Below are 22,174 nucleotides of genomic sequence, written 5' to 3' on the forward strand. Positions count from 1 at the left end.
GCAGGACAGAGGGGGGCGCGAAGGAACTCTCATCCCTGATGATGAGCATTCGTCCAAACGATGCGCAAGCATCCCGTGCAGATCGTGCTAACTCGCCAGATACGTGTCCGCCCAGTTCGAAACCGCCCAGCGCGGGTTGTTGGCGATGTTCCCAACCGTGTCGCGCGCGACGCTGATGAAATTCCATTCGGCGACATTGATCAGCGGCAGGTCGGCGGCTACCTCCTTCTGGAACTCCTTGTAGAGATCGGTGCGCGCCGCGGTGTCGAGCGTTTCCGATGCCTTGGCGATCAGCGCATCGAGCGCCTCGTTCTTGTAGCCGCCCTGGTTGGAGAACGGCACGCCGTCGGGAATGCCGCTCTGCACCAGGATGGTGGTCGAGATCGCCGGGTCGCCGCGGAACACCGGCGGGCCGACGGCGAGGTCGAAGGCGTGGTCGGTGTAGACGGCCTTGATGTGCGCGGCCGAGTCGTTGTTGACGATCTGGGCGTCGATGCCGATGGCTGCCAGCGCCTGGCGCAGATAATCGCCGAACTGTTTGGTCTCGTTGAAATAGGGCGCCGGCAAAAGCCTCAGTGCAAAACGCTTGCCGTCATCGGCCCTGATGTAGCCGGCGTCATCCAGCAAGGCGTTGGCCTTGGCGACATCGAACGGATACGTCGGCACATCGGCGGTGTAGAATTGCGGATCGTTCTTCGGCACCGGTCCGGTGGCGGTGGCGGCATAGCCGAGGAATACCGTCTTGACGACGAAATCCTTGTCGATGGCATGCGCGATCGCCTGGCGGACCTTCACGTCGGCCAGTTCCTTGCGGCGATGGTTGATCTCGACGACGAGCTGATAGGTGAGCCCTTCATAGCCCTTGGAAATCACCTTCAGGCCCGGCACTTTGGAGATGCGGTCGAGATCGGCCAGCGGCACGGCGGAGAAGGCGGCGAGCTGGATCTCTTCGGCCTCGAGCGCAGCTGCAGCCGAGGTGCGGTCGGGCAGCACCTGATAGATGATCTCGTCGAGATAGGGCTCGTCCTTGCCCCAGTAGTCCGCATTCCTGGTCAGCTTGTAATATTGGCCGGCCTTGTACTCGCCGAACTTGAACGGCCCGGTGCCGATGGGCGCATTGTTGGCCGGGTTGTCCTCGATCTTGCCGACCTCGTAGACGTGCTTTGGCACCACGCTCGACAGCGCCGGCAGCGCGTTGCGGATCAGCTGGAACGGCGTCGGCTTGGCAAATTTGAACACGGCGGTGAGATCGTCAGGGGTGTCGACGCTGGCCAGATCCTTGAACACGGTGCGGCCGAGATTCTGCAGCGGCTTCCAGATCTGCAGCGCAGAGAAGGCGACGTCGGCCGAGGTGAACGGCTTGCCGTCATGCCATTTGACGCCGTCGCGCAGTTTGAACGTCACTGAGAGCCCATCGGCGGCGCCTTCCCAGGAGAGCGCCAGACGCGGCTCCAACCCATCCTTGCCGTCGAACGAGGCTTCGGCCAGCGTTTCGACGATCTTGCTGGAGATGAAGAAGACGCCGTTGGAGGCGACGATTGCCGGATTGAGGTTGCGCGGTTCGGAATCGGCGGCGAGCACGAGGCGGCCGCCCTTCTTCGGTGTCTGCGCCCAGCCCATCGCCGGCATGGCGGTGGAGGCCAGCAGCAAGGCGGATCCCGAAAGCAGCGTGCGTCTGGAAATATCTGACATGATCGAACTCCGTCCTCTCCGCGACCCAATTGGGCGCGCCCCTTGATGCCGGCGGCCCCGCCAGCATCCTTGCGGCGATTATGGCCCTTGCCAAGGGTTTCGCCAGAGACGGATTTGGCGCATCCTTGCTTGGCTTTGAAATTTTCGTCCACTGGACCAGTTTCAGAGGTGACCTTTCATTCTGATATTCTGGTAGGACCAGATTGCCTTGATGTGCAGCAATGACGACTTGGTGACCGGCTGCTGAAGCAATTTGACCTGTTTCTGGCTGGACCAGAGTGGACAAAATAGTGCAGATTTGACCCACAGCCAAGGGATCGGGCGCAGCGCGCCCGGCGATCCCGGACAATTCAGGGAGAGAGAGATGAACATTGCCCCGGGCAAGAATGCCGTCAGCAATATCCCGTTCGACCAGGCGAGGGTCGACCGGCTGATGGAAGAGGCCGGCATCGATGTTCTGCTCGCGACCTCCAAGCACAACACGCAATACCTGCTCGGTGGCTACAAGTTCATCTTCTTTGCCGCCATGGATGCGATCGGCCACAGCCGCTATCTGCCTGTCGTCGTCTATGAGAAGGGCGGGCCGGACCATGCCGCCTATATCGGCAATCGCATGGAAGGTGCGGAACACCAGAACAACCCGTTCTGGACACCGACGCTGCATGCCGCCTGCTGGGGGACACTCGACGCCGCCAACCTCGCGGTCGAGCATGTGCGCAAGATCGGCAAGGCCGGCGCCCGCATCGGCATCGAGCCGGCCTTCCTGCCTTCGGACGCCTATGCGCTGATCCGCAAGGCGCTGCCGGACGCCAAGCTGATCGACGCGACCGACATGCTGGAGCGCATGCGCGCCATCAAGACAGAGGCCGAGCTGGAAAAGCTGCGCATCGCTTCCGAGCTGATCACCGATTCCATGCTGGCCACCATTCAGTGGGCTTGCGAAGGCACGACCAAGGCCGAAATGATCGAGCAGCTCAGGCGGGAGGAAACCAATCGCGGCGCGCATTTCGAATATTGCCTGCTGACGCTCGGCGCCAGCCACAACCGCGCCGCTTCGCCACAGGCGTGGAAAAAGGGCGAAGTGCTGTCGATCGATTCCGGCGGCAACTATCACGGCTACATCGGCGACCTCTGCCGCATGGGTATTCTGGGCGAGCCGGATGCCGAGCTGGAAGATCTGCTGGCCGAGGTCGAGACGGTGCAGCAGGCGGCGTTCTCGAAGGTCAAGGCAGGCACAATCGGCGGTGACATGATTTCGCATGCCGAGGGCGTGCTGAAGGCCTCGAAGGTCGCGCCCTACACGGATTTCTTCGCACACGGCATGGGCCTGATCACGCATGAAGCGCCGTTCCTGATGACCAACCACCCGGTCACGTATGAAGGCACCTATGCGGCCAAGCCGCTGGAGACGAACATGGTGCTGTCGGTGGAGACGACCATGCTTCATCCGACGCGAGGGTTCATCAAGCTGGAGGATACGCTGGCGGTGACGGACGACGGTTATGTGATGTTTGGGGATCGGGCGCGGGGATGGAATAGGGGTGGGGCGGCCTAGCTGGGGGCAGCCCCCCCACCCCCCATTCCAAACCCAATGAGGGGGCCTTTCGCGATTACTTCCCGCCCGCTGGGATCAGCCTGAAATCCGGCAGTTCCCGCAGCATCAGTTCCGGCCCGGCCGGCGAGTAGACGACGAAGAGCTGCATCGGCCCTTCACCGGTGTTTAGCGTCGAGTGGAAACGGCTTTCCGGCACATAGATGGTGCAGCCGGGACCGACCTTGGCGACAACCGGGTTGCCCTGCTCGTCCTCAACCATCTGCTCGCCATGGCCTGAGATGACGAAGATGATCTCTTCGGCACCGGGGTGGTTGTGGCGGGTGTGGCCCTTGCCCGAGGGCAGGTCGACGACGCCGCCGGAAAAGCGGGTCGCGCCATTCACTTCCGGCGCCACTGTCAGCGCCAGCTTGCCCCAGTCAAAGCCGAAGGCACTGACGTCCTTCGGGTAGACAAACACCTTGCTCTTGTCGGTCATGGTCTCATCCCTTCTTTTTCTTCTGGTCGTGAAGCGTGACGGCTTTGAAATCCGCCGTCTGCCTGGCGATCGCGGCTTCGGCCGGTAGCCGTTCCATCGAGCTGGCGCCATAGAAGCCATGCAGGCCTTTGCAGCGATCGAGAATGTAGCGGGCGTCGTCCGGCATCGAGATCGGTCCGCCATGGCAAAGCAGGATCACGTCCTTGCGCACCGAGCGGGCGGCATTGGCGATGGCGTCGATTTGGACCACGCAGTCGTCGAGCGACTTGGCCGACGTGGCGCCGATCGAGCCGCCGGTCGTCACTCCCATATGGGCGACGACGATGTCGGCGCCGGCTTTGGTCATGGCGCGGGCCTCGTCCGGGTTAAAGACATAGGGCGTGGTCAGAAGGTCGAGCTTGTGCGCCTCGGCGATCATGTCAACCTCGAGCCCGAAGCCCATGCCGGTCTCCTCGAAGCTTTGGCGCATGCTGCCGTCGAACAGACCGATGGTCGGAAAATTTTGCACGCCGGAAAAGCCCATCGTCTTCAGCTCGGCGAGAAGCAGCGGCATGATGACGAACGGATCGGTGCCGTTGACGCCGGCCAGCACCGGCGTCTTCTTCACCACCGGCAGCACCTCATAAGCCATTTCCTTGACGATCTCGTTGGCATTGCCATAGGCGAGCAGCCCGGCGGCCGAGCCGCGTCCGGCCATGCGGTAGCGGCCGGAATTGTAGATGATGATCAGGTCGATGCCGCCGGCCTCCTCGGCCTTGGCCGACAGGCCGGTGCCGGCGCCGCCGCCGACGATCGGCACGCCGTCGGCGATCATCGCCTTAAACTTCTTCAGTATGTCCTTGCGCGGTATGGCGGCCATGTCTGGGCTCTCACTGTCTGGCGATGTCGAGGAAGGCCGCCGTTGCGGCCCTAGCAAATTCTGGATCGTTGATGTGCAGCGGCAGCCGTGTCACGCGGCGAGTGGCGTTCGGCTTGATCGTGCGCTCGATGGCGTCGAACAGGATAGCGTCGGCTTCCGGATCGAAAAACGCGCCGCCTTCGATGTCGAGCGCCGAGACGCCTTTTTCCGGGATCAGAAAATGCACAGGACCGTCGCAGCGGGCGAGCCGGCCGCCGATCCATTCGCCGATGCTGCGGCATTCGTCGGCTGTTGTGCGCATCAGCGTGACGTTGGGATTGTGCTCGTAAAACAGCCGGCCGCGATCTTTCTCGGGAATGGTCGGTGGCGCCCAGAAATTGACCATGTCGAGCGCGCCGACAGAACCGACATAGGGCAGCTTCGTGCGAGCAATGGCGCCAAAGCGATCCTCGGTTGCCGGCAGCACGCCGCCGAACAGCAGGTCGCAGACCTCCGTCGTGGTGATGTCGATGACGCCGGCGAGCAGGCCGCTGTCGGCCAGCTTTTCCATCGAGCGGCCGCCGGTGCCGGTGGCGTGGAAGACCATGCAGTCGTAGTTTGCGCGCAACTGGTCGGCGATGGCCGTCACGCAAGGGGTGGTAACACCGAACATGGTGAGCCCGAGCGCCGGCTTGCCGGTTGCGGCGGGCGCCGGCTTGGCAGCCATTCCGGCGATCGCCTGCGCCGCATTGTGCAGCACGACACGCGACAGCCGGTTGAGGCCGGCCATGTCGGTCACCGAGGGCATCATGATGATGTCAGAGACGTCGACATAGGGTGCTGTGTCGCCGGAGGCGAGCGTCGAGACCATGATCTTGGGCAGGCCGAGCGGAAGCGCGCGCATGCCGGCAGTGATGATCGATGTGCCGCCGCCACCACCGATGCCGATGATGCCGGATATGTCGTCGCGCGACTGGATGAAGCTGGTGAAGGCGGCGCCCATGCCGGCCACCGCCGTGCCGCGATCGTCGATGCCGAGCACGCCGCTGGCTCCGCCGGGATGATGTGCCGCGACCTCGCCGGCGGGAATATCGACCGGCACGGTGGCGCCGCGCGTTCCGATGTCGACGCGGGCGACCGAACTGTCGGTGGCAGCAATCGCATCGGCCAGGAAGGCAAGCTCTTCGCCCTTGGTGTCGGCCGTGCCCACCACGTAGATGCGCTTCATCTGCGCCTCCCGGTGCTGGCTGGCACATGAGAATGCAGCGCTCTACGGCGCCCCCCTCTGTCCTGCCGGACATCTCCCCCACGTGGGGGGAGATTGGCTGGCGCGGACCACAACACTTGTTCTGCAAAGTTGGTGATTGGCGAAAGCGGAGACGAAGTTCGATCTCCCCCCAAGTGGGGGAGATGTCCGGCAGGACAGAGGGGGGCGCCGTAGAGTGTCAACATAACCACTCCGAAACTAGGGAGGCCATTGCAATTTTTTGAGACGCGCGTATCGTATTGATATGAATGTCTCACGTCAACAAGCCGCAGTGAACGACGAAGCCAATGAGGCTGCCGAACGCGGCCCCCGTGCCCGCACAAAACGGCTGATGCTGGAGACGGCGACAAGGCTGATGCAGGCGGGCGTCACGCCCTCGGTCAGCGAAGTCGCGGAAGCGGCTGAAGTTTCGCGCGCCACCGCCTATCGCTATTTCCCAAGCCAGGCAGCCTTGGTGCAAGCGGTGGTCGACGAGGGGCTCGGGCCGATCCTCACCTGGCAATCGGCCTCGAAAGATCCGCAACGCCGCGTCGCCGAACTGTTCGACACCGCCATGCCGCGCATCGAGGCTTTCGAGGCGACCTTCAAGGCGGCGCTGAAACTGTCGCTCGACCAGTGGGCACAGCGCCAGGCGGGCACGCTGGGCGGTGAGCCGCAGTTCACGCGCGGTCATCGCGTCCAGCTGTTGAAGGATGCCATTGCGCCGCTCAAGGGGCAACTGCCGCCGCGCGAATTCAAGCGCCTGGCGCAGGCGCTGTCGATGATGTTCGGCGTCGAATTGCTGATCGTGCTGAAGGACATATGGGGGCTCGATAGCCGCGGCATGCGGTCGGTCGCGCAATGGGCGGCGGGCGCCCTGGTGCGCACGGCGATGGCGGAATCGGATGCGGTTCGGCCGGCGGCAGCGGCGAAATAGCGCCAATCTGGTTCGACCAGATTTGAGCGACCACTACTGATGTTAACCAGGATGTAGGTGCCAAAACAAGGCTATCCTATATCAAGGAGTAGGAAAATTAAGGGAAAACAGTCAGATACATGAAGAATCCGGTTATACAAGCTCCGGTAGCGGTCCAAGAAAGAGCTTGACGGCTATCCAAAATTGGTAATACCAGATCAGGACAGAAAAAGCGGATCGAAAGTGAGAGCTGCGATCCATTTTCCGGCAGGGCGAGGAGGCCCGGAACCGGAAAGGCGCGATCTCGGGAGGAACTACCAGGGCCGGCTTCACCGCCGGCTCGCATGACAAGGTAGAATGCGCACAAGGGAGGAAATCATTATGCGCAAGACAATGACCAGCCTGCTTGCTGGTATCGGCTTAGTGCTTGCCTGCGGAACGTCCGTTTACGCGCAGGACAAGGAACTCACCATCTTCTGGGCGGAATGGGATCCGGCCAACTACCTGCAGGAACTCGGCAACGAGTACGAGAAGGAAACCGGCGTCAAGATCACGGTGGAAACCACACCGTGGCCCGACTTCCAGACCAAGGCCTTCACCGAGTTCAACGCCCATGGCGACGCCTATGATATGGTCGTCGGCGACTCGCAATGGCTCGGCGCCGGCTCGACCGGTGGCCACTATGTCGACCTGACCGACTTCTTCAACAAGCACAAGGTCGGCGACGTGATGGCACCGGCGACGGTGAAATACTATGCCGAATATCCGGGCGGCAGCGGCAAGTACTGGGCCATTCCGCTCGAAGGCGACGCCGTCGGCTGGTCCTATCGCAAGGACTGGTTCGAAGACCCCAAGGAAAAGGAAGCCTTCAAGGCCAAGTATGGTTACGATCTCGACGTGCCGAAGGATTTCAAGGCGCTGCGCGACATCGCCGAATTCTTCTACCGGCCTGATCAGAAGAAATACGGCATCGCCATCTACACCGACAATTCCTATGATGCGATGGCGATGGGTTTCGAGAACGCGCTGTTTTCCTATGGCGGCGAACTGGGTGACTATTCGACCTACAAGGTCGATGGTTTCGTCAACTCCGACAAGGCGATCGCGGCGCTCGACGCCTACAAGGAACTCTACAAGTTCACGCCTCCAGGCTGGGCCAAGTCGTTCTTCGTCGAGGACAACCAGGCGATCACTGAAAACCTGGCCGCGATGAGCATGAACTATTTCGCGTTCTTCCCCTCGCTGATCAACGAGGCGTCGAACCCGAACGCCAAGAACACCGGCTTCTTCGCCAATCCTCCCGGCCCCGGCGGCGACCAGTTCGCAGCCCTCGGCGGTCAGGGCATCTCCATCGTTTCCTACTCCAAGAAGCAGGAAGAGGCGACGAAGTTCCTTGAATGGTTCATCAAGGACGAGACCCAGAAGAAGTGGGCGGCACTCGGCGGCTACACCTGCAGCGCCGCCGTGCTCAAATCGCCCGAATTCCAGAACGCCACGCCGTACAACAAGGCCTTCTATGAGACCATGTTCAAGGTGAAGGATTTCTGGGCGGTGCCGGAATATGCCGAACTGCTGCAGCAGCTCAACCAGCGCGTCTATCCCTACATGATCGGCGGCGAAGGCACCGCCAAGGAAACGCTGGACGCACTTGCAGCCGACTGGAACGCGACCTTCAAGAAATACGGCCGCGGCCAATAAGCAGCATTTCTCGCGGAGGGGGCATCCGTGCCTCCTCCGCTCTTTTTTCCGAAACGGGAGCAGGGTCTTGGCGACCACGATGATCACCACGCTGGACACGTCCTCGCGGGCCGCTGCACGCGGTCTCAGCGACATTTCGATCCGCAACCTCTTCATCATTCCGACGATCCTGTTCCTGATCGTCTTCAACATTTTCCCGCTGATTTATTCGCTGGGCTATTCCTTCACCGATTTCCGTGCGTCGACCAATGCGCCGGCGAATTTTGTCGGGCTGCAGAACTATCGCGACCTGCTCAACGACCCCTATGTCTGGTCCAACTTCGCCATCACCGCGAAATACGTCATCATCTCGGTCGCCGGCCAGCTGTTCGTCGGCTTCGGCGTCGCCATGCTGCTCAATCGCGACATCCCGTTGAAGGGCTTGCTGACGACGCTTTTGCTGCTGCCGATGATGCTGTCGATGGCGGTCGTCGGCCTGTTCTGGAAACTGCTCTACGATCCGTCTTTCGGCATCATCAACTATGCGCTCGGTCTCGGCACCTTCGAATGGTTGTCGGATCCGAAAATGGCGCTCTATGCGGTTGCGCTGACCGACATCTGGATGTGGTCGCCCTTCGTCATGCTGTTGTCGCTGGCCGGCCTCTCGGCAGTGCCGAAGCATCTCTACGAGGCGGCGGCGATCGACCGCGCCGGGCCGTTCTACACCTTCTTCCGCATCACGCTGCCGCTGGTCGCGCCGATCCTGATGATCGCGATCATCTTCCGCACCATGGAGGCATTCAAGACCTTCGATCTCGCATACATCCTGACCAGCCAGCCGACGGCCGAACTGATCTCGATCCGGCTTTACAAGATGGCATTCCAGGAATGGCAGACCGGGCGCTCCTGCGCGCTCGCCTACATCGTGCTGATCATGGTGCTGGCCATCACCAACATCTACGTCAAATACCTCAACAAGGTGAAGGAGCGCTGATATGGCCGCAGTCCGCACTTCTTCCGAAATCGGCTTCAACCGCGTCGCTATCGTCGCCGTCCTTTTGGTGACGATCATCTTCCTGGCGCCGATCTACTGGATCGCCTCGACGGCGTTCAAGCCGCGCAATCTCGCCACCACCATCCCGCCGACGGTCGTCTTCCAGCCGGAAATATCGCCCTTCGTCAAGCTGTTCGCCAAGCGCTCGCAGATGCGCAACCCGGCGTCGCCGGAGGAGTATGCAGCCGCTCCCTGGTGGGAGCGCGTCGTCTTCGACGGCGGCGAAAAGATCGTGCGTGACGGCAAGGGCCAGGTGCAATGGTCCGGCTATCCGAACCGCTTCATGAACTCGCTGATCGTGGCCATCACCTCGACGGTACTGGCGGTCGGCATGGGCACCTTCACCGCCTACGGCTTCTCGCGCTTCAGGGTGAAGGGAGAGGCAGACCTGCTCTTCTTCATCCTGTCGACGCGCATGCTGCCGCCGGTGGTGGTCGCCATCCCGATGTTCCTGATGTACCGGGCGGTCGGGCTCAACGATTCCCATGTCGGACTGATCATCCTCTACACCGCCTTCAACCTGTCCTTCTCGGTCTGGCTGATGAAAGGCTTCATGGACGAGATCCCGAAGGAATATGAGGAGGCGGCGCTCGTCGATGGCTATACGCGCATGGAGGCCTTCTTCAAGATCGTGCTGCCCGAGGCCGCCACCGGCATCGCCGCCACCGCCGTCTTCTGCTTCATCACGGCGTGGAACGAATATGCCTTCGCACTGATCATGACCAGCCGCCGTGCCCAGACGGCGCCGCCCTTCATCCCAAGCCAGATCGGCTCCGGCCTGCCGGACTGGACGGTGATCGCCGCCGGAACCTTCCTATTCCTGCTGCCGGTCGCCATCTTCACCTTTCTGCTCCGCAATCATCTGCTGCGCGGCATGTCCTTCGGAGCGATCCGCAAATGAGCTTTCGCGCCATCAACCAGAAATATCTGGAACCGGGCTCGCAGATCCTGATGGTGCTGGGCATCATCGCGCTCTGCCAGCCCTGGAACATGCTGCTGCACAGCTACGGCGTGACCATCATCCTGATCGGCCTGATCGGCTTCAACATCACGTCGAAGATCGCGCCGGAGGAGAAGGCCGGCACCGGGCAAGGAGCAAATCCTGGGGCCGGAAATCCGGGAGCACAGCATTGACCCAGATCGAGCTTCGCGGCGTGCAGAAATATTTCGGCGCCGTCCAGGTCATCAAGGACCTCAATCTCAAGATCGACGACAACGAGTTCATCGTGCTGCTCGGCCAGTCAGGCTGCGGCAAGACCACGACGTTGCGGGCCATTGCCGGGCTGGAGACGATCGACGGCGGCGACATCCTCATCGACGGCAAGCCGGTCCAACATCTCAAGGCCGCCGACCGCGACATCGCCATGGTGTTCCAGTCGTTCTCGCTCTATCCGCATATGAGCGTCTACGAGAATGTTGCTTTCCCACTGCGCGCCACGCGCAAGAGCAAGGCCGAGATCGATCAGGAAGTGCGCTCGGTCGCCAAGACGCTGCAGATCACCGATCTGCTGGGCAAGAAGCCGTCGGCGCTGTCGGGTGGCGACATGCAGCGCGTCGCCATCGGCCGGGCGCTGGTGCGGCGTCCGAAGGCGATGCTGATGGACGAACCGATCGGTGCGCTCGACGCCAAGCTGCGCGAGGAAATGCGGGCGGAGATCAAGCGGCTGCATATCAAGCAAGGCTCGACCACAATCTATGTCACCCACGATCAGATCGAGGCGATGAGCCTCGCTGACCGCATCGTCATCATGCATGAGGGCGTGCTGCAGCAGGTCGGCTCGCCGGACGAGGTCTATTCGCATCCGGCCAATCTGTTCGTCGCCCAGTTCGTCGGCAGTCCGGTGATGAATGTCGCCGACGCAACGGTGGCCGAGAAAGCCAATACGGCGTCGGTCACCGTCGGTGGTGCTGCCGCCGGCTTCGAATTCCCGCGCGCGCTTTTGTCCAAGCTCAACGGCCATGCCGGCGGCCAGCTGGCGCTCGGCATCCGGCCCGAAGGTGTGCTGGTGCGCCATGAAGCGGCTGAAGGCTTCCTGCCGGTCGAGACGCAGATCGTCGAGCCGCTCGGCTCCTTCGACATTGTCGACCTCAAGGTCGGCTCCAAGATGCTGCGCGCCCGCACCAAGAGCGGCTTCGTCGGCGGCCCGGGCGAAAAGGTCTTCGCCAGGATCGATCCGACGCAGGCGCATTTCTTCGACACGGCAAGCGGCAAGTCGCTCGAAGTGAGGCTCTGATGGCTCATATCCAGCTCAAGAATATTTCCAAGAGCTTCGGCAACCACACCGCACTGACCGGGCTCAATCTCGAGATCGGCGATGGCGAGTTCTTCGTGCTGCTCGGCGAGACGGGCGCGGGCAAGACGACGACACTGCGCATGATCGCGGGTCTCGAAAAGCCGACCGAGGGCCAGGTCTTTATCGACGGCGTCGATGTCGCCGACTGGGGCGCGGCCGAGCGCGACGTGGCGCTGGTGCTGCAACAGTATTCGCTCTACCCGCGCTATACGGTGCGCGAAAATCTCGAATTCCCGTTGAAGCCGAAGATTCGCCGGCTGCCGGATGCCGAGATCAAGGACCGCGTTGCGCGCGCCGCCAAGACACTGCGGATCGAGCATCTGCTCGACCGCAAGACCGACCGCCTCTCAGGCGGCGAAATGCAGCGCGTCTCGATCGGCCGCGCCATCGTGCGCAAGCCGCGCGTGTTCCTGATGGATGAGCCGCTGTCGGCGCTCGACGCCAAATTGCGCGAGGCGCTGCGCACCGAGCTGAAAAACCTGCAGATCCAGCTTGGCGCCACCTTTCTGTTCGTCACCCACGACCAGATCGAGGCGATGTCGATGGGCGACAAGGTCGGCGTGTTGAACCATGGCCGCATCGTGCAGACCGGCACGCCGCATGAGATCTACAACAATCCGCGCGACACCTATGTGGCGAGCTTCGTCGGCTCGCCGCCGATGAACCTCATCGACGGCCGGCTGGTCAACAACCGCGCGGTGATGGCGCCGATGAATTTCGAGCTGCCGCTTACAATCGGGGCCAAGACTTTTGGGGGAGCCAAGACGGGCGCGGCGACGGAGGGGCGCCCGCTCGTCTTCGGCATCCGTCCCGAGGACGTCTATCTCGAGAGCGGCGCGCCGGTCGAGGCGCGCGTCCATGACGTCGAGAACCATGGCGTCGAAAAGATCCTGACTCTGCGGGTCGGCGACACCACGCTGCGCGCCACGGTGCCGGCGCGAACCGATGTGGCGATCGAGCAATCGGTGCGCTTCGCATGGAATGCGGACAAGGTCGTGCTGTTCGACAAGGGCAGCGGCGTGAGTTTACGGCACGCCAGCTAGTTTGCGGTCGAACGACGGGTACTGCCGGACTATTTCTGGAAGTAAGTCTCGTAGGGCGTGTCGTTGATCAGCAGGATCACGCACTCCGTCTCCGACAGGCAGGCGTCGTCGTGCATCTCATTGGCTTTCTGGGTCCAGTAAGACCCCGGTGGTAATTCGACCTTGGTCGCCTTGCCGCCGTCCATCTGCCAATGCGCCCACAGTCCCTTGATCACGACCGCGCGATAGTCGGCGGTGTGTGCATGGACGGGTGCGCGCCAGTTGCCGGGAACTTTCAGCAAGGTGCCGGCCGGACCCTTGGCGCGATCGCCCCATAGTGGGCCAAGGCGATGCGGCTGGTCGGGCACCTCGGCGACATAGGGGATCTTGTCGGCCGTCAAGTAGCTGTCCTCGAGGGCAAAGGCCCGTGCGGGAAAGACGCACAGAATGGCGAGCGCTAGAAACGCAGAACGATTGGTCATGGCGGTTCCTCCGCCTGCCAGACTATGGCGGTTCGGTTGGCGTGCAATGACATGCCGTCCAAAAGATTTGGCAATTTCTCCAACCCGCGGAGGGGCTGGCGGGACGTCGCGAATCTCAGGAGTTCCCGAATCTCAGGGGTGCCAGGATCTCAGGGGTGCCAGGATCTCAGGGGTGAATGTCGCCGTCGCCGGTGTTGCGCAGGTGGCTCGGCGCCACGCCCATCACCCGCTTGAAGGCGCGGCTGAAGGAAGCTTCCGAATCGTACCCCAGTTTCGCCGCCGCCACCGACACCCTCAAACCGTCGCGGGTAAGCCATTGCCGGGCCTGATGCATGCGCACGCGCAGCACGTATTTGGCCGGCGTCTCGCCGACGACGGTGGCGAAGCGCTGGGCAAAGGCCGAGCGCGAAGCGCCCATCACCCTGGCCAGCGCCTCGACCGTCCAGTCACGGTCGGGCTGCAGGTGAATGGCGGCGAGCACCTTGCCGACATCGGGATTGCGCACGGCGGCAATCCAGCCGGAGGCATCGCCGCAGCCATTCTCCACCCAGGAGCGGATGATGGTGGCGGCGAGCACGTCGGCAAGACGCGCCAGAATGCCGCCGGAGCCGACCCGGTCCATCGTCACTTCGCCCGCCATGGCATCGAGCAAATGTTGGATGCCCGGCGCGTTGGTCATCAGTCTATGCGCCTGCATCAGATTGGGCATCATGTCGAGCAGCGGGTGCGAGCCGTCGAGGTTGAAATGCATGCTGCCGCAGAACAACAAAGTCTTGCAGCCATCGCAGCCGTTGGAGACGTCGTAGATGTTCTCGCATACCGGTTCGATTGAGTAGCGGCCGATCGGGACGGGCGGCACGCCTGGCGCGCTGGCCAGAATATGCTCGTCGCCGCGCGGGATCAGCAGCGCGTCGCCCACCGACAGTTCGATCCACTCCTTCGACGGCGAGAACAGCCAGCAGTTTTGCTGTCCAATGAAATGGAACCGCGCCGCTTTCTGCGCGGGAAAGGAAACGGCCCAGGGCTCGCCAAGCACGCAGCGGCCATAGTCGACGCCGTCGAGGCGCAGGCCGCGCAGCATGTCGGTCAGCGGGTCGCCGGACGCGGGTAAAGCGGCTTTGGACGAATTGTAGTTCATTTCGGTGTTTTTAACATGGAAACTCCAGGGCGTCACTCCCTATGTTGCAGTGCAGCGCCGCAAACAAATCAGGGAACGGCCTCATAGCCGAGCCAGGACGGCAAGGCATGTAACGGGTGGAGCCACCATCCGGTCGCTCCCTATGTGGCGCTGCAAACAGATCGGAGACTGACCATGGCCGAATCCTCGACGGGCGTCATCGACGCCACGGTTTTAAACCCTGCAGAATCCGATGAACGAACCGAACCGGCCTGGGGCGCCGTGGTCTCGCTGGCGCTCGGTGTGTTCGGTCTGGTGACGGCGGAATTCCTGCCTGCCAGCCTGCTGACGCCGATGGCGCGCGATCTTGGCGTCAGCGAAGGCATTGCCGGACAGGCGGTGACGGCGACGGCAATTGTCGGCGCCATTGCCGCCCCGACCATGGCTATTATCACCAGGCGCATGGACCGCCGGCTGGTGATGTGGATGCTGTCGAGCTTCCTGATCATCTCCAATCTTCTTGCAGCCTTTGCCTCGTCGCTACCCATGCTTTTGCTTGCTCGCGTCGTGCTCGGTGTTGCGCTTGGCGGCTTCTGGGCGATGTCGGCAGCCATGGCGTTGCGGCTGGTGCCGATGCGGCTGATGCCGCGCGCCATGTCGATCATCCTGACCGGCGTTTCGCTGGCCACCGTCACCGCGGCGCCGGTCGGCGCCTATGTCGGCGACATCTGGGGATGGCGCACGGCGTTCATGATTGCGACCATCGTCGGCGGGCTAGCGCTGCTGGTGCAACTGGCGACCATTCCGCGGCTGCCGCCGGTGGGCGTGGCAAGCTTCCGCACCTTGCTCGAGGTGCTGGAGCGGCCGTCGATCCGTGTGGCGCTGCTGGTCGTGCTGCTGGTCGCTTCCGGCCATTTCGCCGGCTTCACCTATGTTCGCCCCTTCCTTGAGAAGGTGCCTCTCTTGCACATCGAGACGATCTCGCTGGTGCTGCTCGCCTACGGTATTGGCGGCTTCTTCGGCAACATCGTCGGCGGCATCGTGGCCGAACGCAGCCTCAAGGCGGCCGTGGCGCTGGCGCCGTTGCTGATTGCGGTCGCGGCAGCTTCGATGCTGGTCTTCGGCGCTTCGCCGACGATCGCTGCTGCTTCGGTTGCCGTTTGGGGCTTTGCCTTCGGCGCGGTTCCGGTCGGGCTGCAGAGCTGGCTGGTGCGCGCCGCGCCCGACCAGGCTGAAAGTGCCGGCGGGCTGATGGTCGCGACGTTCCAGATAGCAATTGCGCTTGGCGCCGTCTTCGGCGGCCTGCTGGTCGACAATGCCGGCGTGGCCAGCGCCTTCGCTTATTGTGGCGCGGCAACCCTGCTGGCGGCGATCGTGGTGTTTGCGCGCGGCCCGAAGAGCGTCGAATAGCCAACAACCATCCGCGGCTTTCGAAGCGGCCCGAGAACCATCAAGGGTTTCGGGTCGCTGTTTTTGTGGTGAACGGCTACCGGTAAGCTTAGACGGCGCGGCCGTCGAAGTCGAAAACCGGCAGGCTGGCAGGATCGATATCGGTAACGCAGTTGAGGTTGATGTAGGCGCTGCGTTCACCGCCTTGGCGAACATCCTCGGCAAAGGGATGGATGCCGCAGGTGCGGCAGAAGCGGTGCGCCATCGCGTGATTGCCGAATGTATAGGTGCCGAGATCGTCGCCCCAGGCCAGCAGCCTCAGGCTGTCATGCGGTATGGCGCATAGAAGCGCGCCCTTGCGCGAGCAGATCGAACAATTGCACCGCACGGCGCCCGTCAGCTCCGCCTTGAATTCGAACGCGACCTTGCCGCAGTGACAGCTGCCTTTATGGAGCATTGGTTTTCTTCCTTCCGTCCGGCAGGATATGAAACGACCTGCGCAAGTTTCAAGTTTCGGCAAGCCATGCGCTGGCCTCTATCCCTTAAGACGTTGCAGCCATCCGGAGTCCGACATCCAAAATGCAATCCGTGCGCGATCATCTGGAAACCTTGCTGGCGCGCCTTGCCGCCCGTGCCGGTGACGAACGCGTGTTCACCAGGCTCTATGCCGAAGCCGCGCGGGCTGCGGCCGATGCCAGCGATGCCCGCAAACGGGCCGGTGTGAGCCTCGGGCCGCTCGACGGCACGATTGTCTCGATCAAGGATCTGTTCGACGTCGCCGGCGAGCCGACCACGGCTGGTTCGCTGATGCTAAGGGACACCGCACCTCGCCGGCACGACGCGGCAATCGTCAACCGGCTGCGGCAGGCCGGCGCTGTCATCATTGGCAAGACCAACATGACCGAATTCGCCTTCACCGCGATCGGTGACAACATGCACTACGGCACGCCGGGCAATGCCGCCGACGCCAGCCGCATTCCGGGCGGCTCGTCGTCCGGCGCCGGCGTTTCCGTGGCCGAGGGCACTTGCGACATCGCCATCGGCTCCGACACCGGCGGTTCAGTGCGCATCCCGGCATCGCTGAACGGTGTCGTCGGTTTCAAGCCGACGGCGCGGCGCGTGCCGTTGGCCGGCGCCTATCCCTTATCCGCGACGTTGGATTCGATCGGGCCGCTGGCGCTGAGCGTTGCCGCCTGTGCGCTTGCCGACGCGGCGATGTCGGGCGACGATCTGCCGCCATTGCACCTGACGCTACCGCTTGCCGAGCTTCGTGTCGGAATCCCGCGCGGTCTGCTTTTCGAAGACACCGAAAGCGGGATCGGCACGGCGTTCGATCGCAGCCTTGTCAAAATCGAGCAGGCAGGCGCGCGGCTGACGGATGTTTCGATCGACGACCTCGTTGCCGACCTGCGCGCGGCCACCAAACGTGGTTCGATCGCGGCCATGGAAGGCGCGGAAATCCATGCCGACTGGCTGGCGACAGGCGCATCGGTGTCGGTCGATCCCTATGTCAGCGGGCCGTTGTCACGGGCGGCGGCAATACCGACGCCGGTCTATATCAGGGCACTGCGCCGCCGCGCGGCATTGTGCATAGCCATGGACGAGCGGTTGCTTTCGGTCGATGTGCTGGCCCTGCCGACCACGCCGGTGACGGCGCCGACCATCGTTTCGATGGCCGAGGATGCCGCCCTGCGCGAACGTACCGAAGGCCTGTTGTTGCGCAACACCCAGGTCGCCAACCAGTTCGACCTCTGCGCGATCTCGCTGCCGATGCCTGGCATGACGCGGCCGGCCGGGCTGATGCTGGTGGCGCGCAACGGTCATGACCATCATTTGCTGCGCATCGCGGCTGAAGTCGAGCGCTTGCTCTGACAGGCAGAACCGCAGATCGGCAATCAGTGCGCCGAGCAGTGCTTGCGCTCGCTCCGCCTGGCGGCGCGTTCGATGCTGATGACGATCAGCGAGGGCGGATCGTGTTCGTCGCCGCGACGCTGGATCGATCCTCTGACGACGATCTTTCCCGCGTAAAGCTTTTCCGAAACATCAGGTGAGGCTCTGTCCAGAACCGACAGTCGGGTGGTGTCGAGTGCAACGCCCTCGATGACCTTGCCGGTGGCGAGGTCGAGCGCGTTGCCCGATGGGCAGGGCGCCATCATGCACGCTATCCCGTTGCTGCAGTAGACATAACTGCTGTTTTCGGCTGCGGCGAGTGACGGCAAAGCCTCGATTGAAGACACCGCGATGGCCAGGAAGGCGAGGCGATGACCTAACATGGTTTTAACGTCGCGGAGAATTGGGGCGAAACCGCGATGTGGCTCACGTGTCTGCCGGAAACCGCCGGCGGTAGTGCTCGACCACGTCGGGGTTGCGCAAATTGACCGGCAGCCGGTTGGCCAGCACCAGCAGCGTTTCGCCGGCGGCGCCGACTCCCATGCGCATCATCGACTGCTCGGTGATGCCAGCCATGTGCGGGGTGACAATGACATTGTCGAAACTGAAATAGGGGTGATTTGCCGGCAGCGGCTGTGTCGCAAAGACATCGAGCGCGGCGCCGCCGATGCGGTCCTTGCGCAAGGCCTCGATCAGCGCCTCGTCGTCGATCACTGGCCCACGCGAAATGTTGATGAGCAGCGCATCGGGCTTCATGCGGGCAATACGTTCGCGGTTGATCAGGCCGCGCGTCTCCTCGGTCAGCGGGCAGCAGAGCACGATGATGTCGCTCTGTTCGACCAGCGCGTCGATCGACAGGAAGCCGATCCTGTCGGGCGCCGGCTGCATGCTGCGCGTCGTCGCCACGACGTTGAGGCCGAAGCCGTGCGCTGCGATATGGGCTACCGCCTGGCCGATGGCGCCGAAGCCGATAATGCCGATGGTCTTGCCAGCAAGCTCGCTGGCATGGCTGGCGTGGTCGCGGCCGGCATTCCAGCCCCTGGCGCGCAGGTCGCGGTCGACCGAGCGGAAGCGTCGAAGCAAAGCGAGCGCTGCAAACATCACATATTCGGCGACCGATCGCGCATTGACCGCCGGCACGTTGGCGACCAGCACGCCGGCGGCGGCGGCGGCCTCCATCGGCACCATGTCGAGGCCGGCGCCGTGGCGGACCGCTGCCCGAAGCTTCGTTGCGTTTTCGAACAGCGCCGGCGGCAGCGGCGCGCGCACGATGATGACGTCGGCGTTCTTGGCCTCGGCGGTCAGTGTTGCCGCATCGAGCGCTGAGGCGACGACGAGTTCGCCGGCGCCCACCAGCATGGCGGAGGCACGCGGATGCAGCGTGTGCGTCGACAGGATTCTGGGCATGAGGCTCCCGTTTTTTGTCGCAATTCCCAAGGGAAAGCGCCACGCGCTTTTCCCGGGAAAAGTGTTTTCACACTTTTCCCGGAATTGCTCTAGACCTTTTCGAGCGTGGCGGTTTTCTGCTCCATGCCGCGGCCCTCGATGATGCCCTTCCAGTAGCTTTCCGCGCCTTGCAGATGGGCGCTCATCAGCGCCTGGGCCAGGTTGCCGTCGCGGCGCAGCAGCGCCTCGTAGATCTGGATGTGCTCGGCATGTGAGCGCACTGAGCGCTCGGGATCGTTGAAGTAGATCGGTAGACGCTGCTCGCCCATCAGATAGTAGACACTGCAGATGTTGTGGAAGACGCCGTTCTTGGTTGCCCGCACGATTTCGAGGTGGAATTCGCGGTCCTCCTTGGCGAGGCCTTCACCGGCGGCGATGCGCTCCTCCGAGGCTTTCAGAATTTCGCGCAGGCGTTCGAAATTCTCTTCCGTGGCGCGCGAACAGGCAAGTTCGGCGGCCTTGATCTCGTGGATCTTGCGCAGTTCGACGGTCTCGTAGATCTGCACCGGATCGAGCGGCAGGCCCGCGCGGGCGAAAAGGGCCAAGGCTTCTACACTGGCCTGCCTTGTATCCACATAGATGCCGGATTTGGCGCGGCGCTCGACGATGCGCATGGCTTCGAGAATGGCCAACGCCTCGCGGATCTGGCCGCGGCTGACGCTGAAATGCTCCGCCAGTTCGCGCTCAGACGGCGTGCGGCCGGTCTCCTTGTCCGAATGGGAGAACAGATAGGCGGCGAGTTCGGCGAGAAGGTTCTTTTCTTTCATCGTCAACCGCGTTGCGCGTGCGCCTCCAGGAACCGCTCCGAAATGGTGAATCCCAGACCCGGCTTTTCAGGGATCGCTATCATACCGTCCTTTGCTTCGACAGTCTCTTCGATAAGATCATGGATCATCGGGTTGGCGCCGAGCGAATATTCGACGGTGAAGCTAGCCGGCGAAGCAGCGCAGACATGCAGCCCGGCAAAGAAGCATGGCGCGCCGGCCCACAGATGCGGGGCGAAGCGCAGATTGAAGGCGCTGGCGATGGTGCCGATCTTCATCGCTTCGCTGATGCCGCCGCAAAAGGCCGGATCGGGCTGGAAGATGTCGGCCGATTTGAGCACCGCGAGATCGCGGAAGGCATAGCGCGTCGCCTCACTTTCACCAGTGGCGATCGGGATCGAGCCGGAGGCGCGCACCTCTGCCATACCAGCCTTGTCGTCGGCGATGACCGGCTCCTCGAACCAGGCGAGGTCGAGATCGCTGGCCAGGCTGATGAAGCGCTTGGCCTCGGCCACCGTATAGGTGCCATGCGCGTCGACCATCAGCTCGACATCGGGGCCGAGCGCCTGCCGTGCGGCACGGACGCGGGCGGCGGAGATATGCGGGGCGCCGTCCATGGCGCCGACGCGCATCTTCAGCGCCTTGAAGCCGCCCTTGGCGATGTAGGATTTGAGCTGCTCGCCGATGGCGTCGGCGGCAGCCCAGCCGCCGGAGGCATAGGCCTGCATGCGGTCGAGCTTGCGGCCGCCGAGAAGCCGCCACACCGGCTGTCCCAGCGATTTGCCCAAGATGTCCCACAACGCGATGTCGACGGCGCTGATGGCCGCAACGCTCATGCCGCGCCGCGCCAGTTGCGGCATGGCGTGGCCGGCGCGTGCGGCGCTGTCGTGGCGCACGCCGTTGTAGAGCATCTCCCAGATGATGCCGATGTCGGCCGGGTCGCGGCCGATCAATTGCGGACCGACCTCATGGTTCAGCATGTGGACCAGCGCGCCATAGCTGCCGGCGCTGCCGGCGGCGTTCTTGCCTTCGCCCCAGCCGACCAGCCCGTCATCGGTCTCGACGCGCAAAATGGCGGCGTCGAACGTCGTCACCTGGCCGAAGTCGCTGCGATGCTGCTTCGCGGCTTCGATCGGTATGCGGACCCACCAGGCCTGGACGTTTCTGATGCGCATGGTCATCCCCGGCCCCACCGCCGGCAGGCGGAAGGGCGCATTCCAAATCGGATCGGCTACTTGATCAGCGGCAATATTGTTTCGGCGGTGATGCGCATCTGGTCAGTGTAGAATTTCTCCGTCAGCACGCTGGAGCCGTGATCCTGAATGAACTTCAGCTGTTCGGGCGAGATGTCGACCGGATGGCGCTCGACCATGTCGGGATAGGGCGCGGCCGGCGTGCGGTCGACGGGCGCGACGAACTCGTTGGTCAGCGCGCCATCATAGCCGACTTCCCTCAGTGTCTGCACGATCCGTGGCCAGTCGATCTGGCCGAGGCCGGCGGCAAAGCGGTTGTTGTCGGCGACGTGAAAATCGAACAGGCGTTTGCCGACCTGGCGGATGGCGTCATGGACGTTAAATTCTTCCATGTGGATGTGGTAGGCGTCGAGGCAGACGCCGCATTCGGGGCTGACCGCATCGGCGAGCGCCAGCGCCTGCGCGCCGCGGTTGAACAGATAGGTCTCGAAGCGGTTGAGCGGCTCGACCGCGATCTTGACGCCGACCTTCTTGGCATGAGTGAAGCACTCGCGAGTGGCGTCGACCACCCACTTCCACTCCTCTTCCTCGGTGCCGTCAGGCACCACCTTGCCGACGGTGGCGGGCACCAGCGTGATGATCTCGCCGTCGAGTTCGCTGATCATGGTCAGCACGTCCTTGACGTACTGCACCGAGCGCTCGCGCTGACCCTGATCCCTGGCGGCTAGGTTGCGTTCGCCAAGCATCAGCGTCACCGCGCCCCAGCAGCGTATGCCGTGTTCTTTCAGCAGCGCGCGGGTCTCCTTGGTCTTGTATTGCTCGGGCTCGCCGGAAATCTCGATCGACTCGTAGCCGAATTTCTTGATGCGCTTCAGCGTCACCTCCAACGGCTCCGCGCGCATCCAGTTGTGCGTTGAAAGATGCATGGTCTATCCTTCCCAGAATTCGTCTGTGCCAGTTCGCCTGCGATGCGCCTCAGCGAAGCGCGTCTCATGATTCCTCCCCAAGGCGCTCCAGCATTTTTACGCAAACTGGTTCGACCAATTGGGCCTGAATGGAGGTCTACAGCAATTTTCTTCGCGCGGCAAGAACTGCCTCTGTGCGATCGCGGCATCCATTTACTG

22 protein-coding genes are annotated in these 22,174 nt (G+C 62.9%); 10 read left to right on the plus strand and 12 right to left on the minus strand.

Annotation, left to right across the window (positions count from 1 at the left end; all coding sequences use genetic code 11):
* Positions 1-87: 87 nt before the first annotated feature.
* Positions 88-1,692, minus strand: a complete 1,605-nt coding sequence (locus AC1DYO_RS23020; RefSeq protein WP_477266772.1) for an ABC transporter substrate-binding protein — start codon at positions 1,690-1,692, stop codon at positions 88-90.
* A gap of 364 nt (positions 1,693-2,056) precedes the next feature.
* Between AC1DYO_RS23020 and AC1DYO_RS23025 the strand changes: the two genes are divergently transcribed.
* Complete coding sequence (locus AC1DYO_RS23025) at positions 2,057-3,247, plus strand: M24 family metallopeptidase (protein ID WP_477266773.1); 1,191 nt, start codon at positions 2,057-2,059, stop codon at positions 3,245-3,247.
* 55 nt (positions 3,248-3,302) lie between these two features.
* Here the strand turns inward: AC1DYO_RS23025 and AC1DYO_RS23030 are convergent, their stop codons facing one another.
* From AC1DYO_RS23030 to AC1DYO_RS23040, 3 genes are read right to left on the minus strand one after another with little or no spacing between them, the layout of a single operon-like run.
* Positions 3,303-3,722, minus strand: a complete 420-nt coding sequence (locus AC1DYO_RS23030) for a cupin domain-containing protein (RefSeq protein WP_477266774.1) — start codon at positions 3,720-3,722, stop codon at positions 3,303-3,305.
* 4 nt (positions 3,723-3,726) lie between these two features.
* Positions 3,727-4,581 (minus strand): phosphoenolpyruvate hydrolase family protein, encoded by an 855-nt coding sequence (locus AC1DYO_RS23035; RefSeq protein WP_477266775.1) that lies wholly within the window; start codon positions 4,579-4,581, stop codon positions 3,727-3,729.
* A gap of 10 nt (positions 4,582-4,591) precedes the next feature.
* Positions 4,592-5,788 (minus strand): Tm-1-like ATP-binding domain-containing protein, encoded by a 1,197-nt coding sequence (locus AC1DYO_RS23040; protein ID WP_477266776.1) that lies wholly within the window; start codon positions 5,786-5,788, stop codon positions 4,592-4,594.
* 283 nt (positions 5,789-6,071) lie between these two features.
* On the opposite strand from AC1DYO_RS23040, the gene AC1DYO_RS23045 reads away from it, so the two are divergent.
* The 7 genes from AC1DYO_RS23045 (at position 6,072) to AC1DYO_RS23075 (ending at position 12,790) form a co-directional block, all read left to right on the plus strand.
* On the plus strand, positions 6,072-6,743 hold the full coding sequence (locus tag AC1DYO_RS23045) for a TetR/AcrR family transcriptional regulator (protein WP_477266777.1): 672 nt from the start codon (positions 6,072-6,074) through the stop codon (positions 6,741-6,743).
* 360 nt (positions 6,744-7,103) lie between these two features.
* Positions 7,104-8,420: an ABC transporter substrate-binding protein gene (locus AC1DYO_RS23050; RefSeq protein WP_477266778.1), complete on the plus strand. Its 1,317-nt coding sequence runs from the start codon at positions 7,104-7,106 to the stop codon at positions 8,418-8,420.
* Between the two features lie 67 nt (positions 8,421-8,487).
* A complete protein-coding gene (locus AC1DYO_RS23055; protein ID WP_477266779.1) occupies positions 8,488-9,393 on the plus strand; it encodes a carbohydrate ABC transporter permease in 906 nt (301 codons plus the stop codon).
* A 1-nt stretch (position 9,394) separates the two neighbouring features.
* Complete coding sequence (locus AC1DYO_RS23060; protein ID WP_477266780.1) at positions 9,395-10,354, plus strand: carbohydrate ABC transporter permease; 960 nt, start codon at positions 9,395-9,397, stop codon at positions 10,352-10,354.
* Entirely contained in the window at positions 10,351-10,587 is a 237-nt protein-coding gene (locus tag AC1DYO_RS23065) for a hypothetical protein (RefSeq protein ID WP_477266781.1), read from the plus strand. The genes AC1DYO_RS23060 and AC1DYO_RS23065 overlap by 4 nt, the downstream gene beginning before the upstream one ends.
* Positions 10,584-11,687: an ABC transporter ATP-binding protein gene (locus AC1DYO_RS23070; protein WP_477266782.1), complete on the plus strand. Its 1,104-nt coding sequence runs from the start codon at positions 10,584-10,586 to the stop codon at positions 11,685-11,687. Before AC1DYO_RS23065 ends, AC1DYO_RS23070 begins: the two co-directional genes overlap by 4 nt.
* Entirely contained in the window at positions 11,687-12,790 is a 1,104-nt protein-coding gene (locus tag AC1DYO_RS23075; protein ID WP_181059676.1) for an ABC transporter ATP-binding protein, read from the plus strand. Before AC1DYO_RS23070 ends, AC1DYO_RS23075 begins: the two co-directional genes overlap by 1 nt.
* Before the next feature lie 29 nt (positions 12,791-12,819).
* Here AC1DYO_RS23075 and AC1DYO_RS23080 read toward each other — a convergent pair whose 3' ends face one another.
* Both AC1DYO_RS23080 and AC1DYO_RS23085 read right to left on the minus strand, forming a co-directional pair.
* Entirely contained in the window at positions 12,820-13,251 is a 432-nt protein-coding gene (locus AC1DYO_RS23080; RefSeq protein ID WP_477266783.1) for a DUF4437 domain-containing protein, read from the minus strand.
* 166 nt (positions 13,252-13,417) lie between these two features.
* A complete protein-coding gene (locus AC1DYO_RS23085) occupies positions 13,418-14,389 on the minus strand; it encodes an AraC family transcriptional regulator (protein WP_477266784.1) in 972 nt (323 codons plus the stop codon).
* 174 nt (positions 14,390-14,563) lie between these two features.
* Between AC1DYO_RS23085 and AC1DYO_RS23090 the strand changes: the two genes are divergently transcribed.
* Positions 14,564-15,778, plus strand: coding sequence for an MFS transporter (locus AC1DYO_RS23090; protein ID WP_477266785.1), 1,215 nt, complete (start codon positions 14,564-14,566; stop codon positions 15,776-15,778).
* 88 nt (positions 15,779-15,866) lie between these two features.
* Here the strand turns inward: AC1DYO_RS23090 and AC1DYO_RS23095 are convergent, their stop codons facing one another.
* Positions 15,867-16,214, minus strand: a complete 348-nt coding sequence (locus AC1DYO_RS23095; protein ID WP_477266786.1) for a GFA family protein — start codon at positions 16,212-16,214, stop codon at positions 15,867-15,869.
* A gap of 122 nt (positions 16,215-16,336) precedes the next feature.
* On the opposite strand from AC1DYO_RS23095, the gene AC1DYO_RS23100 reads away from it, so the two are divergent.
* Positions 16,337-17,629, plus strand: a complete 1,293-nt coding sequence (locus tag AC1DYO_RS23100; RefSeq protein ID WP_477266787.1) for an amidase — start codon at positions 16,337-16,339, stop codon at positions 17,627-17,629.
* A 23-nt stretch (positions 17,630-17,652) separates the two neighbouring features.
* On the opposite strand, the gene AC1DYO_RS23105 is transcribed toward AC1DYO_RS23100, so the two are convergent.
* The 5 genes from AC1DYO_RS23105 to AC1DYO_RS23125 all read right to left on the minus strand — a co-directional run bounded on the left by AC1DYO_RS23105 (position 17,653) and on the right by AC1DYO_RS23125 (position 21,976).
* The gene (locus tag AC1DYO_RS23105) at positions 17,653-17,913 is read right to left on the minus strand and encodes a hypothetical protein (protein ID WP_477266788.1); all 261 of its coding nucleotides are present in this window, start codon (positions 17,911-17,913) and stop codon (positions 17,653-17,655) included.
* Between the two features lie 160 nt (positions 17,914-18,073).
* Positions 18,074-19,054 carry an NAD(P)-dependent oxidoreductase gene (locus tag AC1DYO_RS23110; protein WP_477266789.1) on the minus strand — a complete coding sequence of 327 codons (981 nt, stop codon included), beginning with the start codon at positions 19,052-19,054 and terminating at the stop codon, positions 18,074-18,076.
* 89 nt (positions 19,055-19,143) lie between these two features.
* The gene (locus AC1DYO_RS23115) at positions 19,144-19,860 is read right to left on the minus strand and encodes a FadR/GntR family transcriptional regulator (RefSeq protein ID WP_477266790.1); all 717 of its coding nucleotides are present in this window, start codon (positions 19,858-19,860) and stop codon (positions 19,144-19,146) included.
* Positions 19,861-19,862: 2 nt separating this feature from the next.
* Positions 19,863-21,032 carry a mandelate racemase/muconate lactonizing enzyme family protein gene (locus AC1DYO_RS23120; RefSeq protein WP_477266791.1) on the minus strand — a complete coding sequence of 390 codons (1,170 nt, stop codon included), beginning with the start codon at positions 21,030-21,032 and terminating at the stop codon, positions 19,863-19,865.
* A gap of 56 nt (positions 21,033-21,088) precedes the next feature.
* Positions 21,089-21,976 carry a sugar phosphate isomerase/epimerase family protein gene (locus AC1DYO_RS23125; protein WP_477266792.1) on the minus strand — a complete coding sequence of 296 codons (888 nt, stop codon included), beginning with the start codon at positions 21,974-21,976 and terminating at the stop codon, positions 21,089-21,091.
* Positions 21,977-22,174 lie beyond the last annotated feature (198 nt).

The organism is Mesorhizobium sp. P2_F5, from assembly GCF_056403715.1.

Excerpts from the sequence above, each read along its gene's own strand:
- AC1DYO_RS23025 (WP_477266773.1), top strand. The coding sequence starts at position 2,057 with ATGAACATTGCCCCGGGCAAGAATGCCGTCAGCAATATCCCGTTCGAC.
- AC1DYO_RS23080 (WP_477266783.1), bottom strand. The coding sequence starts at position 13,251 with ATGACCAATCGTTCTGCGTTTCTAGCGCTCGCCATTCTGTGCGTCTTT.
- AC1DYO_RS23035 (WP_477266775.1), bottom strand. The coding sequence starts at position 4,581 with ATGGCCGCCATACCGCGCAAGGACATACTGAAGAAGTTTAAGGCGATG.
- AC1DYO_RS23030 (WP_477266774.1), bottom strand. The coding sequence starts at position 3,722 with ATGACCGACAAGAGCAAGGTGTTTGTCTACCCGAAGGACGTCAGTGCC.
- AC1DYO_RS23020 (WP_477266772.1), bottom strand. The coding sequence starts at position 1,692 with ATGTCAGATATTTCCAGACGCACGCTGCTTTCGGGATCCGCCTTGCTG.
- AC1DYO_RS23125 (WP_477266792.1), bottom strand. The coding sequence starts at position 21,976 with ATGCATCTTTCAACGCACAACTGGATGCGCGCGGAGCCGTTGGAGGTG.
- AC1DYO_RS23045 (WP_477266777.1), top strand. The coding sequence starts at position 6,072 with ATGAATGTCTCACGTCAACAAGCCGCAGTGAACGACGAAGCCAATGAG.
- AC1DYO_RS23120 (WP_477266791.1), bottom strand. The coding sequence starts at position 21,032 with ATGCGCATCAGAAACGTCCAGGCCTGGTGGGTCCGCATACCGATCGAA.
- AC1DYO_RS23040 (WP_477266776.1), bottom strand. The coding sequence starts at position 5,788 with ATGAAGCGCATCTACGTGGTGGGCACGGCCGACACCAAGGGCGAAGAG.
- AC1DYO_RS23090 (WP_477266785.1), top strand. The coding sequence starts at position 14,564 with ATGGCCGAATCCTCGACGGGCGTCATCGACGCCACGGTTTTAAACCCT.
- AC1DYO_RS23085 (WP_477266784.1), bottom strand. The coding sequence starts at position 14,389 with ATGAACTACAATTCGTCCAAAGCCGCTTTACCCGCGTCCGGCGACCCG.
- AC1DYO_RS23105 (WP_477266788.1), bottom strand. The coding sequence starts at position 17,913 with ATGATGGCGCCCTGCCCATCGGGCAACGCGCTCGACCTCGCCACCGGC.
- AC1DYO_RS23110 (WP_477266789.1), bottom strand. The coding sequence starts at position 19,054 with ATGCCCAGAATCCTGTCGACGCACACGCTGCATCCGCGTGCCTCCGCC.
- AC1DYO_RS23065 (WP_477266781.1), top strand. The coding sequence starts at position 10,351 with ATGAGCTTTCGCGCCATCAACCAGAAATATCTGGAACCGGGCTCGCAG.
- AC1DYO_RS23075 (WP_181059676.1), top strand. The coding sequence starts at position 11,687 with ATGGCTCATATCCAGCTCAAGAATATTTCCAAGAGCTTCGGCAACCAC.
- AC1DYO_RS23115 (WP_477266790.1), bottom strand. The coding sequence starts at position 19,860 with ATGAAAGAAAAGAACCTTCTCGCCGAACTCGCCGCCTATCTGTTCTCC.
- AC1DYO_RS23050 (WP_477266778.1), top strand. The coding sequence starts at position 7,104 with ATGCGCAAGACAATGACCAGCCTGCTTGCTGGTATCGGCTTAGTGCTT.
- AC1DYO_RS23095 (WP_477266786.1), bottom strand. The coding sequence starts at position 16,214 with ATGCTCCATAAAGGCAGCTGTCACTGCGGCAAGGTCGCGTTCGAATTC.
- AC1DYO_RS23060 (WP_477266780.1), top strand. The coding sequence starts at position 9,395 with ATGGCCGCAGTCCGCACTTCTTCCGAAATCGGCTTCAACCGCGTCGCT.
- AC1DYO_RS23100 (WP_477266787.1), top strand. The coding sequence starts at position 16,337 with ATGCAATCCGTGCGCGATCATCTGGAAACCTTGCTGGCGCGCCTTGCC.